Origin of the sequence: Nostoc sp., from assembly GCF_036917535.1 — a bacterium.
GTDB lineage: Bacteria > Cyanobacteriota > Cyanobacteriia > Cyanobacteriales > Nostocaceae > Nostoc.
Genome location: NZ_JBALDA010000050.1, coordinates 81665 through 97796 on the forward strand (window position 1 = coordinate 81665; position 16132 = coordinate 97796).

15 protein-coding genes are annotated in these 16132 nt (G+C 41.1%); 4 read left to right on the forward strand and 11 right to left on the reverse strand.

Going from position 1 to position 16132, the window contains the following annotated elements; all coding sequences use genetic code 11:
- Positions 1-34: 34 nt before the first annotated feature.
- Complete coding sequence (locus V7K56_RS16470) at positions 35-1270, reverse strand: methionine gamma-lyase family protein (protein WP_334911952.1); 1236 nt, start codon at positions 1268-1270, stop codon at positions 35-37.
- An 85-nt stretch (positions 1271-1355) separates the two neighbouring features.
- Between V7K56_RS16470 and V7K56_RS16475 the strand changes: the two genes are divergently transcribed.
- On the forward strand, positions 1356-2183 hold the full coding sequence (locus tag V7K56_RS16475) for an acyl-CoA desaturase (RefSeq protein ID WP_334911953.1): 828 nt from the start codon (positions 1356-1358) through the stop codon (positions 2181-2183).
- Between the two features lie 211 nt (positions 2184-2394).
- Entirely contained in the window at positions 2395-3447 is a 1053-nt protein-coding gene (locus V7K56_RS16480; RefSeq protein WP_334911954.1) for a fatty acid desaturase, read from the forward strand.
- Positions 3448-3543: 96 nt separating this feature from the next.
- Here V7K56_RS16480 and V7K56_RS16485 read toward each other — a convergent pair whose 3' ends face one another.
- Positions 3544-3672 carry a hypothetical protein gene (locus V7K56_RS16485; RefSeq protein WP_334911955.1) on the reverse strand — a complete coding sequence of 43 codons (129 nt, stop codon included), beginning with the start codon at positions 3670-3672 and terminating at the stop codon, positions 3544-3546.
- On the opposite strand from V7K56_RS16485, the gene V7K56_RS16490 reads away from it, so the two are divergent.
- Positions 3666-4745 (forward strand): fatty acid desaturase, encoded by a 1080-nt coding sequence (locus V7K56_RS16490; protein ID WP_334911956.1) that lies wholly within the window; start codon positions 3666-3668, stop codon positions 4743-4745. The genes V7K56_RS16485 and V7K56_RS16490 overlap by 7 nt on opposite strands.
- Positions 4746-4975: 230 nt before the next feature.
- Here the strand turns inward: V7K56_RS16490 and V7K56_RS16495 are convergent, their stop codons facing one another.
- The 8 genes from V7K56_RS16495 to fdxB all read right to left on the reverse strand — a co-directional run bounded on the left by V7K56_RS16495 (position 4976) and on the right by fdxB (position 11711).
- The gene (locus V7K56_RS16495; protein WP_334911957.1) at positions 4976-5485 is read right to left on the reverse strand and encodes an ArsC/Spx/MgsR family protein; all 510 of its coding nucleotides are present in this window, start codon (positions 5483-5485) and stop codon (positions 4976-4978) included.
- A gap of 77 nt (positions 5486-5562) precedes the next feature.
- Positions 5563-6174, reverse strand: a complete 612-nt coding sequence (locus V7K56_RS16500) for a cupin (protein WP_334911958.1) — start codon at positions 6172-6174, stop codon at positions 5563-5565.
- Positions 6175-6349: 175 nt separating this feature from the next.
- Positions 6350-6541, reverse strand: coding sequence for a hypothetical protein (locus V7K56_RS16505; RefSeq protein WP_334911959.1), 192 nt, complete (start codon positions 6539-6541; stop codon positions 6350-6352).
- Positions 6542-6570: 29 nt separating this feature from the next.
- Positions 6571-7056 (reverse strand): hypothetical protein, encoded by a 486-nt coding sequence (locus V7K56_RS16510; RefSeq protein WP_334911960.1) that lies wholly within the window; start codon positions 7054-7056, stop codon positions 6571-6573.
- 211 nt (positions 7057-7267) lie between these two features.
- Positions 7268-7867: a cytochrome c oxidase subunit 3 gene (locus tag V7K56_RS16515; RefSeq protein WP_334912012.1), complete on the reverse strand. Its 600-nt coding sequence runs from the start codon at positions 7865-7867 to the stop codon at positions 7268-7270.
- Positions 7868-8168: 301 nt separating this feature from the next.
- On the reverse strand, positions 8169-9857 hold the full coding sequence (gene ctaD, locus V7K56_RS16520) for a cytochrome c oxidase subunit I (RefSeq protein ID WP_334912013.1): 1689 nt from the start codon (positions 9855-9857) through the stop codon (positions 8169-8171).
- Between the two features lie 98 nt (positions 9858-9955).
- Positions 9956-10945, reverse strand: coding sequence for a cytochrome c oxidase subunit II (locus V7K56_RS16525; RefSeq protein ID WP_334911961.1), 990 nt, complete (start codon positions 10943-10945; stop codon positions 9956-9958).
- Positions 10946-11417: 472 nt separating this feature from the next.
- Positions 11418-11711, reverse strand: coding sequence for a ferredoxin III, nif-specific (fdxB, locus tag V7K56_RS16530; protein ID WP_334911962.1), 294 nt, complete (start codon positions 11709-11711; stop codon positions 11418-11420).
- Positions 11712-12783: 1072 nt separating this feature from the next.
- Here fdxB and V7K56_RS16535 point away from each other — a divergent pair.
- Entirely contained in the window at positions 12784-14379 is a 1596-nt protein-coding gene (locus tag V7K56_RS16535) for a helix-turn-helix domain-containing protein (RefSeq protein WP_334911963.1), read from the forward strand.
- A gap of 36 nt (positions 14380-14415) precedes the next feature.
- Here the strand turns inward: V7K56_RS16535 and V7K56_RS16540 are convergent, their stop codons facing one another.
- Positions 14416-15393: a sucrase ferredoxin gene (locus V7K56_RS16540; protein WP_334911964.1), complete on the reverse strand. Its 978-nt coding sequence runs from the start codon at positions 15391-15393 to the stop codon at positions 14416-14418.
- Between the last annotated feature and the right edge of the window lie 739 nt (positions 15394-16132).

The following is a 16132-nucleotide window of genomic DNA, read 5'->3' on the forward strand; positions in this document are numbered from 1 at the left end:
ATAAACCTCATGCTCTGCGGAATATATGCTATAATTAATTGCCAGCATTTCCTACTACATTGATCGCCGCCTCCAAGGCGATCGCCACATGAGTCCAATGAGTCCCCCCCTGGCAATAAACGACATACGGCTCACGCATTGGCCCATCTGCTGATAATTCCAAAGTACTCCCTTCAATAAATGTCCCCCCAGCCATCACCACCTGGCTCTCATACCCCGGCATATCATCTGGAACAGGGTCTAAATAGGAACCGATCGGAGAATGCTGTTGTATGGCTTTACAGAAAGCAATTAGCTTTTCGGCTGAACCGAGTTTAATTGCTTGAATTACATCTCCACGGGGAGCCAGAGGAGCGGGATTCACTGGATAACCGAGTTTATCAAATACATAACCAGTAAGATAAGTCCCTTTGATCGCCTCTCCTACGATTTGCGGAGCCAAAAATAGTCCTTGGAACAGCAGGCGATTTTGGTCAAAAGTAGCACCACCATAACTACCGATACCAGGAGCAGTGAGGCGACAGGCGGCTGCTTCCACTAAGTCGGCACGACCGGCGACATAACCACCAGCGCTGACAATGGTGCCACCAGGATTTTTAATCAATGATCCTGCGATTAAATCAGCACCGACAGATGTAGGTTCCCTAGTTTCGATAAATTCACCGTAGCAGTTATCTACAAAGCAAACGGTGTTTGGGTTTTGCTGTTTGACTAAGTGGACGATTTTTTCAATATCAGTAATTGACAAACTAGGACGCCAAGAATAGCCACAAGAGCGCTGAATTAAGACTAAACGAGTGTTTTGGGCCACACTAGTACTTAAAGCTTGCCAATCTATAGTTCCTTGGGAGGTTAGCTCCAATTGACGGTAATTTATGCCAAACTCGATCAGGGAACCTTGACCTTGACCCCGTAAACCAATAACTTCTTCAAGCGTATCGTAGGGAGAACCGACCACTGCTAACATTTCATCTCCCGGACGGAGAACACCAAACAAAGCACAGGCGATCGCATGAGTTCCCGAAACGAACTGCACTCGCACCGCCGCCGCTTCGGCACCCATAACTTCGGCAAAAACTTTATCTAAAGTTTCTCTTCCTAAATCATCGTGACCATAACCACTTACACCAGCGAAGTGGTGTGCGCCTACACGGTAATTACGAAAGCCATCCAGTACTCGTTTTAGATTATGCTTGACCTGAGCGTCAATTCCAGAAAAAATTTCTAATAGTGCCTGTTCTGCTTGCCGCAGCTGTTCCAAGCTGTTCATCAGTTCCTCGTTCACAAAAAATTATAGATATGCGGATTTTAAAATCCCACAGACTAGGCTAGAAAAATCAAATTCAGGTTACTGCATGACAATTGCTACCTCAACAAAACCTCAAATTAACTGGGTCAATACCCTTTTTTTCATTGGACTGCACATCGGCGCTTTATTTGCCTTTGTTCCTGGTAACTTTAGCTGGACGGCAGTTGGTGTGGGTTTCTTGCTGTACTGGGTAACAGGTGGTTTAGGAGTTACTCTGGGATTTCACCGCCTTGTCACCCACCGCAGTTTTCAAACTCCCAAGTGGCTGGAGTATCTCCTGGTTTTCTTTGGGACACTCTCGTGTCAAGGAGGCCCAATTGAGTGGATCGGGACACATCGTATTCATCATTTAAACTCTGATACTGATGCTGATCCCCATGATTCTAATAAAGGCTTTTGGTGGAGCCACATGGATTGGCTGATTCACCACTGTCCCGCTCACGCTGATGTTCCTCGTTTCACCAAAGACATTGCCGAAGACCCAGTTTATCAGTTTTTAGAAAAATATTTCATTTTGATCCAGGTTGCTTTAGGTGTATTGCTTTTGCTTCTAGGTGGCTGGCCATTTGTTATTTGGGGAATTTTTGTTCGCATTGTCTGGGTTTACCACTGCACTTGGTTAGTGAACAGTGCCACTCACAAATTTGGCTATCAAAGCTATGATTCTGGCGATAAATCAACTAATTGCTGGTGGGTAGCCGTACTAGTTTTCGGTGAAGGCTGGCACAATAACCATCATGCTTTTCAATACTCAGCTCGTCACGGGCTGGAATGGTGGGAAATCGATTTAACCTGGATGACAGTTCAATTGCTGCAAGCAGTTGGTCTGGCAACTAATGTGAAGTTGGCCCAACGAAAGTTAGTTAAAAGTTAGGAGTACAGACGCGATTAATCGCGTTTGTACAGGAGTTAGGATGTGTAACATTTTTAATTGAACACTTCTAACTCCTACTTTTCAAAAAGCTATTTACGGGTGCGCTTGTGTCAGTTAGGTTGCTATAATCCGAAACGCTAATGTGAAGATTTTTTATAGCAAGTTGCTTTTTGGTGACTTGGCGGAGGAGTTTGTTGTTTTTCAGGTGTCCATGACTACATTAATAATTGACAGCCAGAAACTAAGTGACGAGCCTGGTAATTCCGACTTCCGGCTCAAAGATATTGTCAAAACCCTGCCACGGGAATGTTTTCAGCAGAACCGTCGCAAAGCTTGGACGCAAGTCCTGCTGAGTGTCTTGGCAGTCGCCTTGGGCTATTACAGCCTGATTATCACTCCTTGGTTTCTTTTGCCCCTAGCTTGGATTTTTACGGGCACCGCTTTAACAGGTTTTTTTGTAATAGGCCATGATTGTGGTCACAGGTCTTTTGCCAAACGTCGTTGGGTAAATGATTTGGTAGGGCATTTCTTCATGATGCCGTTAATTTACCCTTTTCACAGTTGGCGCATTAAGCATAATTATCACCATACTCATACCAACAAGCTGGATGAGGATAACGCTTGGCATCCAATCAGACCGGAAGTGTTTGAAAATTGGGATAAAACCCGACAATCTGCTTTTGAGTTGTTCATGCGTAAACGCTTCTGGTGGGTGGGTTCCATTGGACATTGGGCTGTGGTGCATTTTGATTGGCGGAACTTTAAAACGAAAGACCAATCCAGTATCAAGCTGTCTGTGGCTGTAGTAGTTGTGTTTGCAGCGATCGCTTTCCCGATTCTGATTGCCACAACTGGTATCTGGGGATTTGTCAAGTTTTGGCTAGTGCCCTGGATGATTTACCATTTTTGGATGAGTACTTTTACTATTGTTCACCATACTGCGGCAGATGTTCCTTTTGCGACAGCGAATAAGTGGAACGAAGCTCTAGCGCAGCTATCTGGAACTATTCATTGCGATTATCCGCGTTGGGTAGAAATCTTGTGCCACGATATCAATGTTCATGTTCCTCATCATATTTCCACTGCGATTCCTTCTTATAATTTGCGGCTAGCTTACAGCAGCATCAAAGAAAATTGGGAGCCTTATCTTCATGATGAATGTCAGTTTTCTTGGCCTTTAATGAAGCAGATTACAGACCAATGTCAATTGTATACAACTGATGTTGGCTATAAGACTTTCAACGAATATTATACAGAGCGATAAATAGCGCTGTGACTAGACTAACGCTCTTGAACCAACAAGAGCGTTTATTATGCTGTGTTTAAATAAAATCTGGCAATTTTTTAATGACTAAAATTGTTAAATAAATTGCCAGAAATTATCCTCTGTTGTGTTAGCGATCGCTCGTTTTGTGGGCATCCTAGAGATGAGATGATTTTGTCTCAAATAAACTTCCGATTTATATTCAACAAAAGAATCCAGTGCCATCAAATCTCATCACTTTCAACAATACTGCTGACTGCAAAGCCTCCAAGGATACAACTAAATTACCTTTCACTCTTCAAGATTTAAAAGCTGCAATTCCTGCTGAATGCTTTCAGCCCAATGTAACAAAATCACTTTTTTACTTTTTTCGTGACATCCTGATTATCGGTCTGCTTTATGCAGTAGCTAATTACCTGGATTCTTGGCTTTTCTTTCCGATTTTCTGGCTAATGCAAGGAACGATGTTTTGGGCTTTGTTTGTAGTCGGGCATGACTGCGGACACCAATCTTTTTCTAAGCAGAAATGGCTCAATGATTTGATTGGACATCTTTCTCATACACCAATACTTGTTCCTTATCATGGTTGGCGGATCAGCCACCGAACCCATCACAAAAATACTGGCAATATCGATAATGATGAAAGCTGGCATCCTGTGACAGAATCAGAATACAAAGAGATGCCTTTAGCCCAAAAGATAGTCCGATATTATATTTTTCTCTTGGCTTATCCTGTGTATCTGTTTAAGCGTTCTCCTAATAAGGAAGGCTCCCACTTTTTACCCAGTAGTTCACTTTTCAAACCATCGGAAAAATGGGATGTCATCACTAGTACTGTACTATTGATTGGCATGATAGGTTTGCTCGGTTTCCTCACCTACCAATGGGGTTGGATGTGGTTGCTGAAATATTATGCTGTGCCCTACCTTGTATTCATAATTTGGCTAGATTTGGTGACATTTTTGCACCACACTGAGACAGAACTTCCGTGGTATCGTGGAGAAGATTGGACTTTCCTGAAAGGTGCAATTTCTAGTATTGACCGTGATTATGGTTTGGTTAATCATATCCATCACAATATCGGTACTCATGTTGCTCACCATATATTCCTTAACATCCCTCACTACAATTTGCTAAAGGCAACTGAAGCGATAAAACCAGTCATGGGTGAGTATTTTCGCAAATCGGAAGAATCTATTTGGAAGTCATTATGGAATTCATGTGTCAACTGCCATTTTGTACCTGATACTGGTAGTAAGGTTTACTATACATCCACCAACAAGTTAGCTAAAGACTAGTACCGCAGGGCGAAATTCAAAATTCAAAATTCAAAATTCAAAATTAATACAGCGTAAGCATTTCATTGGTTTTGAATGGTGAGGCAGTCCGGTCTTGGGGGTTTCCCCCATGAGGAACTGCTGAACCTGAAGGGGTGGTTTATTTTACTGTACTAGAGCCAATTTCAAAGTCCCTCTCCCAAGCTTGGGAGAGGGATTTAGGGTGAGGGCTTTTGATTCATGCAAGAAGTCTAATGACTACAGCTGCCTTGCTTTTGATGTTTTTCACCATGATGGTTGCAGCCACCCTGCGGATTATGGTGATGACTAGGTTCTTTAGCGTGGGAGCAGTTTTGCAAATCTTGCTTCATTAGGTTTTCACTCATTTCCTGCAATGATTCGTCCACAGGCTTTAAGCCAATCCAAGCATCAATCTTTTCCACATCGAATCCTACCTCGCGGCGATCGCCTATTTCTAACAAAGGACGGCGAATTAACAGTGGCTCTCTCAACATCAACTGCAAAGCGGTTTCTGCATCAGTTTTTTCAGGAACCACCTCACCAGATTTTACCTTTGGCGAGGAAGGATTAAACCATTCGGCTACGGGGCGATCGCCAAAAAATGAACGCAATCGCTCAACCGTCCAAGGTTCTGTTAGCAGGTTGTATGCTATCACCTCATGACCAGCAGCTGTGAGTAAAACTTTTTGCTTAGTACCACCTTTACAGCCTGGTTTGCTATAGAAAATTACTCTTGCCATTTAACTATCTCCTAATTACTCAATTGTTTGTAGTTGGCGTTAAAGTGCCAACTACAAACTGATATGACGATTGCTAGTTAAAAATTCCTAGCCTTGTAGGTAACTGAGTCAAACTCAAATCTCTCATTCGGATCGGTTTCGCCATAAACATTAAAAGTCACAGTTGGTTCATCACCGACTGCTTCTACACAGTGAATTGCATCGGGAGTAAAGCTAATAATATCTCCTGGTAATAGAGTTAACTCTCCCGTCGGTTCAATTTTTTCCTGAAATTCTGGGCTATTAGTGCGTTGCCAAAAAGTATTTTTTTCCTGACCTTTTAACACCGCGACTATTCCCCATGTCCCATGATTATGAATGTTTGATCGGGTTCCCGGCGCAAATGTTACTGTTTGCACTGTCAACGGAAAACCCAATTCATCATATAGGAGTACAACAGAGCTTCCCGTTTTGGGTGAAGGCTCTAAATTTTGACTCTGCACCCAGTAGGAATTTACAATCAAGCGCCTTACGAGCATCCGAATTTCTGGCAGACAACTGACTTCATCATCCCCACTATTGAGAACATCTTCCACCTCAGTTAAAAAACGATAAAGGCGGTAATTTTCTCTCAATAAATCCCAGGGTCTTACAGATTTACAAGTTTGATGCTGACCATCCCCCGTTAGTAACCAATCCCTACCTTTCATAACTTTTAAATTGATAACGGAGAAGATTGGATAACAATGATCGGAGAGACATTAGGAATATTATTGTCTCCAGGAAGTTTAGTAGGTATGGTAATTGCAGGCAAGATAGAGTTACTATCAGTAGTTGCTCCTAAGAGAGAGTAGGAGGAATATGATGTAGTAGATAACCAATTGTTCATGATTGTTCACCAAAAGGGCATTGGGCATTGGGCATTGGGCATTGGGCATTGGGGAGCCAGCGCCGTGGTAAGGCAGTCCGCAGAAGAGGGGGTTCCCCCCAGGAGGAACTGCCGAAAGGGTTTCCCGACTTGAGGCGACTGGCGTCATTAATCAATAATTCTTCCCCTGCCTTTTCCCCACTTCCCACTCTTTCTTGTCGAGAAGTGCATTGATTAATTAATCATCTTCTTCTGCTGGACGTGTCAAAATATCCAGGAGAATTCCAGCTCCAAAATCATACTTATCGTCTATCTCTTTGACTTTGGTGCTGATTTCTTTTGCTTCCTCAATTTCTCCTAACTTTGCTAGTACTAATCCAGAAGCAGCATAAGCATTTAAGTACAATCGAATTTGTGGGTCTTCTTTGCGATTGACTAGTATCGGCTTAAGTTGCTCCCAGTCATCAGGAAATTTTTCTAGTTCTTTAATTTTATCTAATAATTTGATAGTTGTTTGTAGTGCAAGAGAATAATTGTTTTTATAATAGAAAAATCTATATGCTGCTACCAATACATCTGTATTTTCACCAGTTTTAGCTAAAGCTTGTTGAATATATTTTTCTGATTCTGATGTGTTTTCCCAGTTGTATGCAGCTAAAATTAATAGATTTTTGATATCCTCTGGAACCTGGAACCATGAGAATTTATTTGTATTAGCTTGCATATTGGTAATTGGGGATTGGGGGGATGAGGGGATCAGGGGACAAGGGGACAAGGGGGACAAAGAGGACAAAGGGGAATTATTGAACAAATCTCTCCCCGAAGTTCTGATGCCTACGGCGGGCTGCGCCAACGCCGGAAGCCGGCGCTCAGACTTCTCTCCTTGTCTCCCCCTTCTTCTTTGTCTACCTTGTCTCTTCTTCATGCCCTATGCCCTAAAACAAAGTAAGAATGTACACCAGGGTGAATAAAACAATCCAAATAATGTCTACGAAGTGCCAGTAAATTTCTGTCATTTCGATGAAAGTATGATTGGTTGCAGAATATTCACCGGAAAGACGCGATCGCCACAATGCACGTAATATCAATAACAGTCCCACAAAAACGTGCAAACCGTGGAACCCTGTCATGATATAAAAGCAGTTGGCGAAGACGTTAGAAGTCAGTCCGTATCCTAAAGTTGAGTACTCATAAACTTGACCACCTAAGAAAATTGCCCCCATGATTGCGGTAATTGCGTACCACAGTTGCATTCCCTTGACGTTATTCTTTTTAATCGCCGTATCACCGAAGTGAATCACGAAACTACTAGACACAAGAATAATCGTGTTAATCGTCGGCACGAGTAATTCTACTTCACTTCCTTCTGGAGGCCAAACGGCTGTACTGCTCCGAAAAAACAAATAGGTGGCAAAAAATCCCCCAAACATTAGGGATTCAGAAGCCAGAAACGTCAACAATCCCCAGACTCTTAAATCTGGATGTTCTTCGTGTCCTGCACTGTGATCTTCGCTTGTGGTTGTAGCTATAGTCATAGATTTTTTGACAATATTATCTGCTGCGTCTGTTGTGGAAGCTTGAATGAAGAATGAAGTCTGAAGCGGCAAAATTTTCATTCTTCATCCAAAATCCTTATTTAACCGAACTCTTCATTTGTTCAGGAATTATCAAAATTCCGAGTTTCGAGTTCTGAGCTCGGCCTTTCATGTTCTGAGCTCGGCCTTTCGAGTTCCGAACTCGGCCTTTCGAGTTCCAAGCTCGGCCTTTCGAGTTCCAAGCTCAAATGAATATAAGTTGCAGTCACCTTGAGAGCGATCGCATTACTCACTTTACTACCTAAGCACTAGCTTCTGGCGTTGCAGATGGCTCTATTTCAAGAGGGTTATCATGACCGTAGTCATAAGGGCCATGAGTAACAACCGGCAATACTTCCCAGTTTTCAATCGCAGGTGGTGAGCTAGTTGTCCATTCTAAGGTCAAACCTTGCCAAGGATTATCACCAGCCAAAGGCCCTTTCAGCCAACTGTAGATCATGTTGATGGTGAAAGGAATTACCGATATCGCCAAAACAAATGAACCATAGGTACAAATTTGATTGAGGTCGATAAATTGGGGGTCATACATTGCCACTCGTCGCGGCATTCCTTTTAAACCCAACTCGTGCATGGGTAAAAAGGTCAGATTAGTGCCGATGAAAGTGAGAGCAAAGTGAATGCGTCCCAAATTTTCATTCAGCATTCGTCCAGTCACTTTGGGGAACCAGTGATAAATACCGGCGTAAATGCCAAACACGGAACCGCCAAACAGAACGTAGTGGAAATGTCCTACAACATAATATGTGTCGTGGACGTGAACATCAAAGGGGGCTGTTCCCATTGTCACACCACTTAAGCCGCCCATGACAAACATGGATAACAAGCCAATGGCGAAAAGCATCGCAGTGGTGAAGCGGATTTTACCACCCCAGAGGGTAGCAACCCAGGCAAAAATCTTCACGCCAGTGGGAACTGCAACTATGAGAGTAGAGATGGTGAAGAACATCCGCATCCAACCAGGTGTGCCACTGGTAAACATGTGGTGTACCCAGACGAACAAACCGACAACGCAGATTGCCAAACTAGAATAAGCGATCGCTTTATAACCAAAGATTGGCTTGCGGGAGTGAACTGGAATTACCTCCGACATGATGCCGAAGATGGGCAGAATCATTAAATATACTGCTGGGTGAGAATAGAACCAGAATAAGTGTTGGTAAATAACAACGTTACCGCCTGCATCTGGTTTAAAGAAGGAGGTACCAAAGTTGAGGTCAAACAACAGTAGGACTAAACCCGCTGCTAATACAGGTGTGGAGACGAGTGCTAGAACGGAGGTGGCTAAAATTGCCCAGCAAAACAAAGGCAGTTGATCCCATCTCATGCTGGGAACCTTCATCATCACAATGGTGATCACAAAGTTCAGTGAACCCAAAATTGAAGAAGTTCCCACTAAGACAATCGCCAGTATCCACATACTTTGAGCAATTGGTGCTGTCACCAAGCTCAAGGGTGGATAAGCTGTCCAACCAGATTGCGAACCGCCAAAGATGAAACTACCTAATATGAGCGCACCTGCTGGTGGATTTAACCAAAAGGCGATCGCATTCAGCTTCGGGAAAGCCATATCCCTAGCACCGACCATCAACGGTACCAAATAGTTACCAAATCCCCCAATCGCGCTGGGGACAATCCACAGGAAGATCATGATCGTCCCGTGATTGGTCATGAAAGCGTTATACAGATTGGGGTCGAGGAAGTCTGCATCTGGTGTTGCTAATTCGACACGGAGAGCAACAGCCATCAAGCCGCCGATGAGATAGAACACAAACGCCGTCACGAGGTATTGGATACCAATAACCTTGTGGTCAACATTAAATGTAAAATAGTCTTGCCATTTCCACGCCTTTGGATGGGAGGTATGGCCAGCCACCATTTCTGGTTTATTTTCTTCTGGTGGAGTATTCCGTGGAAATTCTACCTGCGTCATATTTTTATCCTTTGTCATTTGTCTTTTGTCTTTTGTCTTTTATTTTTTGTCCTTTGTCATTTGTCAGTTACCAATGACTAATGACTAATGACCAATGACTAATGACTCTTGACTACTGACTCTAAAGTTGCTGCACTAATTCCCATATCATGGGTGTGGGGCGCGAGAAACTCTGATGTTGATAAGTCGCCTGGATTAACAGCAACAACTTGATTTAAGTTTTGCTGTTGAGCAATCTGGTTTTCTTTCCGCCAGCTATTATATTCTTCTGGTGTGTGGACAATTACCTGTGTCCGCATTGAACCGTGATAACCACCGCACAACTCAGCACAAACTACAGGATATGTACCTGGTTTGGTGGCAACAAATCGTAGTTCAGTAGGGAGACCAGGAAGTGCATCTTGTTTCAAGCGGAAGTTTGGCACCCAGAATGAGTGAATTACATCTTGTGCTGAAAGGTTGAGTTGGACATCAGCACCGACGGGAATGTGTAATTCTCCAGAGTTAATGCCACTATCAGGGTAGTTAAATAACCAGGCGTACTGCATCCCTTTGACATCAACAACTAAGTCGGCTGGTTTGTTTAGGGTTTTAGGAGACGCGCCGATACCAATTGTTGGGGCTATTGCTGGGGCAGTTGTTGCTTGGGAAGTATCGCTTAATGTAGCTGCAATAGCACTCCCCGGCATCTGAGCAACATGAGCTGCTGAATGAGGATGACCCGCAGGCTCAAAGCCGCCCATTCGGTTAAAAACATCTACACTGTAGATGCCCAAGCCGAGGACAATCACTGTCGGAATTGCTGTCCAAAAGATTTCTAAGGGAACGTTGCCTTCCACTCGTACGCCATCGCCATCGTCACCCCGACGGTGACGAAACTGAATCAAAAACATTACAATTGTTCCTTGCACCACCAAGAAGAGTGCGATCGCAATGGTAAACATGACGTTGAAAAAACCGTCTACCAAAGGCGCTTGTAACGATGCCTGTACGGGCATGAGAGTGTGGTTTTGACCAATCAAAATGCTAATTGCTGTAACTACTATCCCAGCAACCAGAGTCCATAGTGAAACAGGAACTTGTTGCATACATGCTACCTGCTTTGTAAACCGTTTTTTGAGGTGTTATTTTCTGGAAATTGGGCATTGGGCATTATTATCTATTCCCCATTCCCTATTTCCCATTTCCTTTTCACTTATTAACTTTCTAACGTGCAGCCATTAAAAATGGGGGAAACTTCCAGATTTTTTCCATATCTTTCCCCCACAAATGACAAATTATATTTCAACTCATACCACAAAGTTAGCCCCCTGCTTCAATCAAAGCTAGTTGTTTCAAAAGGGCACTGTTAGACCTAATATTGATTAGGCTATATTAGCAGCAAGTTTAAGTTTGTTAATAGCTAACATTTTGCGATTCCCGGATTTGTTTACTGCAAACTTTTTATTGGTTACAGTAAATATTTAGTATTCCCCTCTAGTTACCCTGCCTAGCGCATTTGCGCTTTATTCAAACAGTGCCTCCTGCAACGAACAACAATTTTGACTAACTCTAAAAACCTTAATTATTTAATGCAACATGGGTGTAGCAGTTCTTCGGACAGATCCGTGAACAAGCTTCACAACCAATACAGTTTTCTGGAGAAGTAACTGCCATTACTTTCCGTTCAATTTCTTCATCATCTTCATCTTCTACAAATTCACCTTCTTCATTCAGTGCTTTCAAACCAAGCACATTGTACCCGCAGACTTTAATACATCTGCCACAGCCGATACATTTCTCTTTGTCGATTTCTTGAGCGAATTTTGGTGTCCAAGCCTTACCGCCAAATGTCAAACCTGTTAGTTGTGCCATAAAGAAATCCTTGGCAATTTTGCCTATCAATCTGTTTGTGCATTAACCATCATCTTATCCTAATCTTTTATTGTTTTGTACTCAAAAATTACTTTCACCGCATCAAGTTCCGATGACTTTGAACACAATAATAAATTGTTTTTTTTTCAAGTTATAGATGAAAACTATTGCAAATAATTCTTATGAATATTTAGTATTCCTCGTTCCTATGCTCTACATGGAAATGCATTCACCAAGTCTCTGACTCAATATCTGACTGAAGGCAGCAGCCCACAATCGGCCATTTCCATACAGAGCATAAATAAAAAGTTGAGGATTTAAAACCTATACAGGTGAGTAAAGCCTGATGTATATGTGGTTTATAACTGCCGATTTAAGTATTATTTCCAGCAAATACAACTATATCTATAAGAGTAATGACATTCTTTTTCAAATATTTTTCGACTTAGGTAAACAAATTTATATAAACAGTATACATATATACCAGAATAAGTGTTCTACAGTTACATTTTGATATATGCAATATGTATTTGAGAAAGCAACAATTTTCAGTTTTATTTGATTTAAATATTTAGATAAATGGTGACAAAATGAATATTATTATTTTCTATGAATAAACAGAATTAATTTATGAAGGAACTGTAAACTTTATGGCAGAATATTATTATGTCTTAAATATTAAAATTACTAACAAATCAAATGAGGTCTAACTGTAAGAGGCTTAAAATTTTTCTAGAAATACTTTTTGTAAGGTTTTATGGTCAAAGCTAAAATGTTCATTAAGTACCTAATTAAATAAATGTTAAATTTTTTTAAAGCTCATTTAGAACAAACTAATCATTTTTTTTCATGAAATGTATAGTTAATAAGAAGTTTTATTAAGCTCAATTTTAAAGCCTTAAATAGCTTTTAATTGGATGCAAACTTAACAAGTAGATGTGGTAATTGAATGTGGTGAGAAAAGACTATTCTCACCATAAAGATAATGTGGTAGCAAGTCATGAATAAACAGGACTCATCCAGGGGAGACCTGAGCCAGACATCTCAACGATTAGAGTGGGAAAAGAGCCAAATGCCTTATACAATTCCTAACAACAGTTGCGTTGGATGTGACAACTGCCGCCCCCAATGTCCTACGGGTGCAATCAGAATAGAGGACAATGAATACTGGGTTGATCCTGGTCTTTGTAATAATTGTGAGGGCTATTATTCAGAACCGCAATGTGTAATAGCTTGTCCAACTAATTCTCCCATTCCTTGGCAGGCGAAAAAGGGAAGATGCAAAGTTGAACCAAGAGATGCTACCAGCTTAGACTTGTTTTCTAATGGCAAGAATAATCCATTTGCTTCAGCGATCGCAATTTGGGAAGCTTGTAATGTACTAGCGCAGCGCACATCCCTACATTGGGAAACCGATGAAGAAGGCTACATCAGTTACAGCCGACAAGTTAATCAAGGGCGAGGTGCGATCGCTTTTCATATCCAAGATCCCTTGAAAGTGAACGACAAGGCCACAGATATAGCAGCAATTGAGGGACTTGACATCAGAGCCGCTTGCATACATTTAATTTTTGCAGCTTATGCTACAGCTTTAGAGCAACCTTGGGAGCAAGAATTTGCGATCGATGAGCGACAAATTGAGAAATATTTGGGAATGGAGAAACGCAAAGACTTGAGCAAAGCTGCCAAGCTAGCTTTAATGAAAAATATCGTTCAGCAAGCTTGCTCCCTGATTATCTCTATTGACTGGCCTCAACAAGGTCGAATTAACGGATTCTCTGTTGTCGGTAGCCGCTTATGGCACTTGGTAGATATTCAACACCACTTTCAAGAAGACAATCTTGGATGCAAATATCTAATTGGGCTAACTTTTAAAGTAAAAGCAGGTGTCTGGGCACAATATTTCTTAAACAAACAAGCATGTAAAGAACGAACCGCATTCTATCAATACGGCAGTCTTCCCAAAACACTGCTAACCACAGTCATGAGCATTTGGCAGCAACATGAAGGCGCAGTTCGATTAATGCTGTGGTTGCTGTTTAAAACCAAAATGGGCAAGGAACAACGCATCACCATTCCTACCTTGCTGCGTATTGCTTACGGTGAGGAAAAAGTCGCCCTTGCATCCAGACAACGGGAAGAACGCAAACGTCTGTTGCGAACCTTTGAAAGCGATTTAGAAATTCTCAATCACTATGGAATGAAACCGCTTTTTGATCCAGTTACTTACCCACCAGAAATTCAACCTTTGTGGGCGAAGTTAGTTAATATTCCCGAAGATCCAGATGAAGCATTAGAATTTTGGACTAATGACGGTGGTGCTGAAACCCGCCTCACAGACACAGGTCCCCGTGGTAAATGGAATCTGCTAATGAATGCGCGGATTTTGGCTTTTGAACTCCCGCCAGAATGGGAACAGCAAATCTCAGAATCGGAAAAAAAGAAAACAAGAACTGCTAAAGCCAAAAGGAAGCCCAAAGCGACAAACGATTTGCTAGGCGAACAGATTTTGCAAGCGCGAAAAAATTTGAATCTTTCCCAAAGAGAATTGGCAAAACTCACAGGTAAAAGCCAAAGCTGGATTCGAGATATCGAAAATGGTCGTTTAAAAGCCAAATTAGAAGACCAAGTACTATTACGAAAAGTCTTAAATATAGCTTTATCTTGATTCTGAATTTGGAATTTAACAATTATCCACTTACTTCTATGTACTATAACTCATTACTTTATCAGAGGTAATCCATAAACTGCCGACAGCATATTTAGTAACTACCAACTTTCGTGTAGCATTGCATGAGCTCTTCAGTTGTTGAGTCTTGGTTTCATCTTTCACAAGTTTAGCCTGGTAAGTGTAGAGAGAACCAGAAGGTTGTTCAAGACTTAGTTCAGCTAAGATAGTATTATTGTCTAAACTTTGCTCTAAGATTTTGCCTGCAACTTTGTAATTAAACCAATCCCATCCTTGACAGAGAATTAACTCTCTTTCCAAAACCTGAAGTGTAGCAGGCAGAATTCCCCAGCCTCGATAGACTTTATGTAAGCATTGAATATCGCCAGTACGAGTCAAAATCGATCTAAATGAATCTCGATCGAGACGACCGTAATATCTTCCTTCTGGCAAGTCTATAACTGTTGGTGCAAACCGATGTCCACCAAAATGCGATGATTTCCAAATGCGTACATTATCTAAGCACAAATCAGCATTACTCGTTGTAATATGGAAGTAAAAAGGAGCGCCATATCTTGCACAACATTTATCATGGCTACCATGAGTACAAACTAAAATATCTCTAGTTGTACTAGTTTCTACATCCAAATTAGAACTGATACCCCATATCCATTTTTGGACAACTCCTGCTACTTGCTCAATATTTGCTAGCTTAAACTCTTGTTTTTGGTATCCATTACTTAGCCCCTCTTGTTTTTGATAAATTAAAAGCGTAGTGTGATTTACCTTGTGTGATACATTATTAGCAATTAAGAGGAATCTAATCGGTAGTTTAGCACGCTTCACTTCATCTACCAAAATCCTCAAATTATGAGGCACCCACTTAGAGTTAAAAACTTCTGATGTCCAAGGTAAAGGACACTCAACTAAAATATAAGTTTGATAATTAGTGGCACTACCAATAATATCTTCTCCTATTTGCAGTGAATCGTCAGAACAAAAAAAAGTATTCATCTGGCTGTACTCATTAACATGTTTTCTGGACAAAAGGTATTCCCAAATACAATTGTGTTCTTAGCTACAATATCCTTGATTAAAGGAGATAAAAAAGAACAATATTCATTTCTCAGTTCAAACTAAGTAGCTACTTTATAACATCATTATTGATTGAGGTCTTTCCGGTTAATAAATTCTCCACAATAAAGATAAATAGTGTCAAGAGATATTTTTCCGTATGAATGGCGTTAATTTTGTATCTAGTTTTATTGTTATTTGATATTTAATAAATTTTAATTTGCGGAAACTTAGTTTTTGTAAACTTGGTTTCTTTCGTAAAATCAAATATATTAAACCTGGTACATGACGTAAAGCGACTTGGAGAGTTACCAATGATTAACTTGCTTACAATATCGATGTAGCTGATACTACAATCCAGAATATTCTTAGCAGCAACCTAGTACCGCAAGGCGGAAGTCAAAAATCACGCATTCAAAAGTCAAAAGTTTTATGGAATAAGCTCTAAAGAGCTTTTCAATGGTCTGCTTATTTAGACCGTACTGTACTAGTTGTTTAAAGTTTTGCTGAAATTATCTACATAGTTAGTTACAGATCCTGTTTTTACATATAAAAATATAATTCTGTGATGCTCTTGTGAGAAATATATTCCTAAAGGTAGATGCGAAAACGTTTAATAAACAGCTATCGCTTTGGTAAGCCAATACTGTTTTAAAACTTCTTCCACACTATCTGCTTG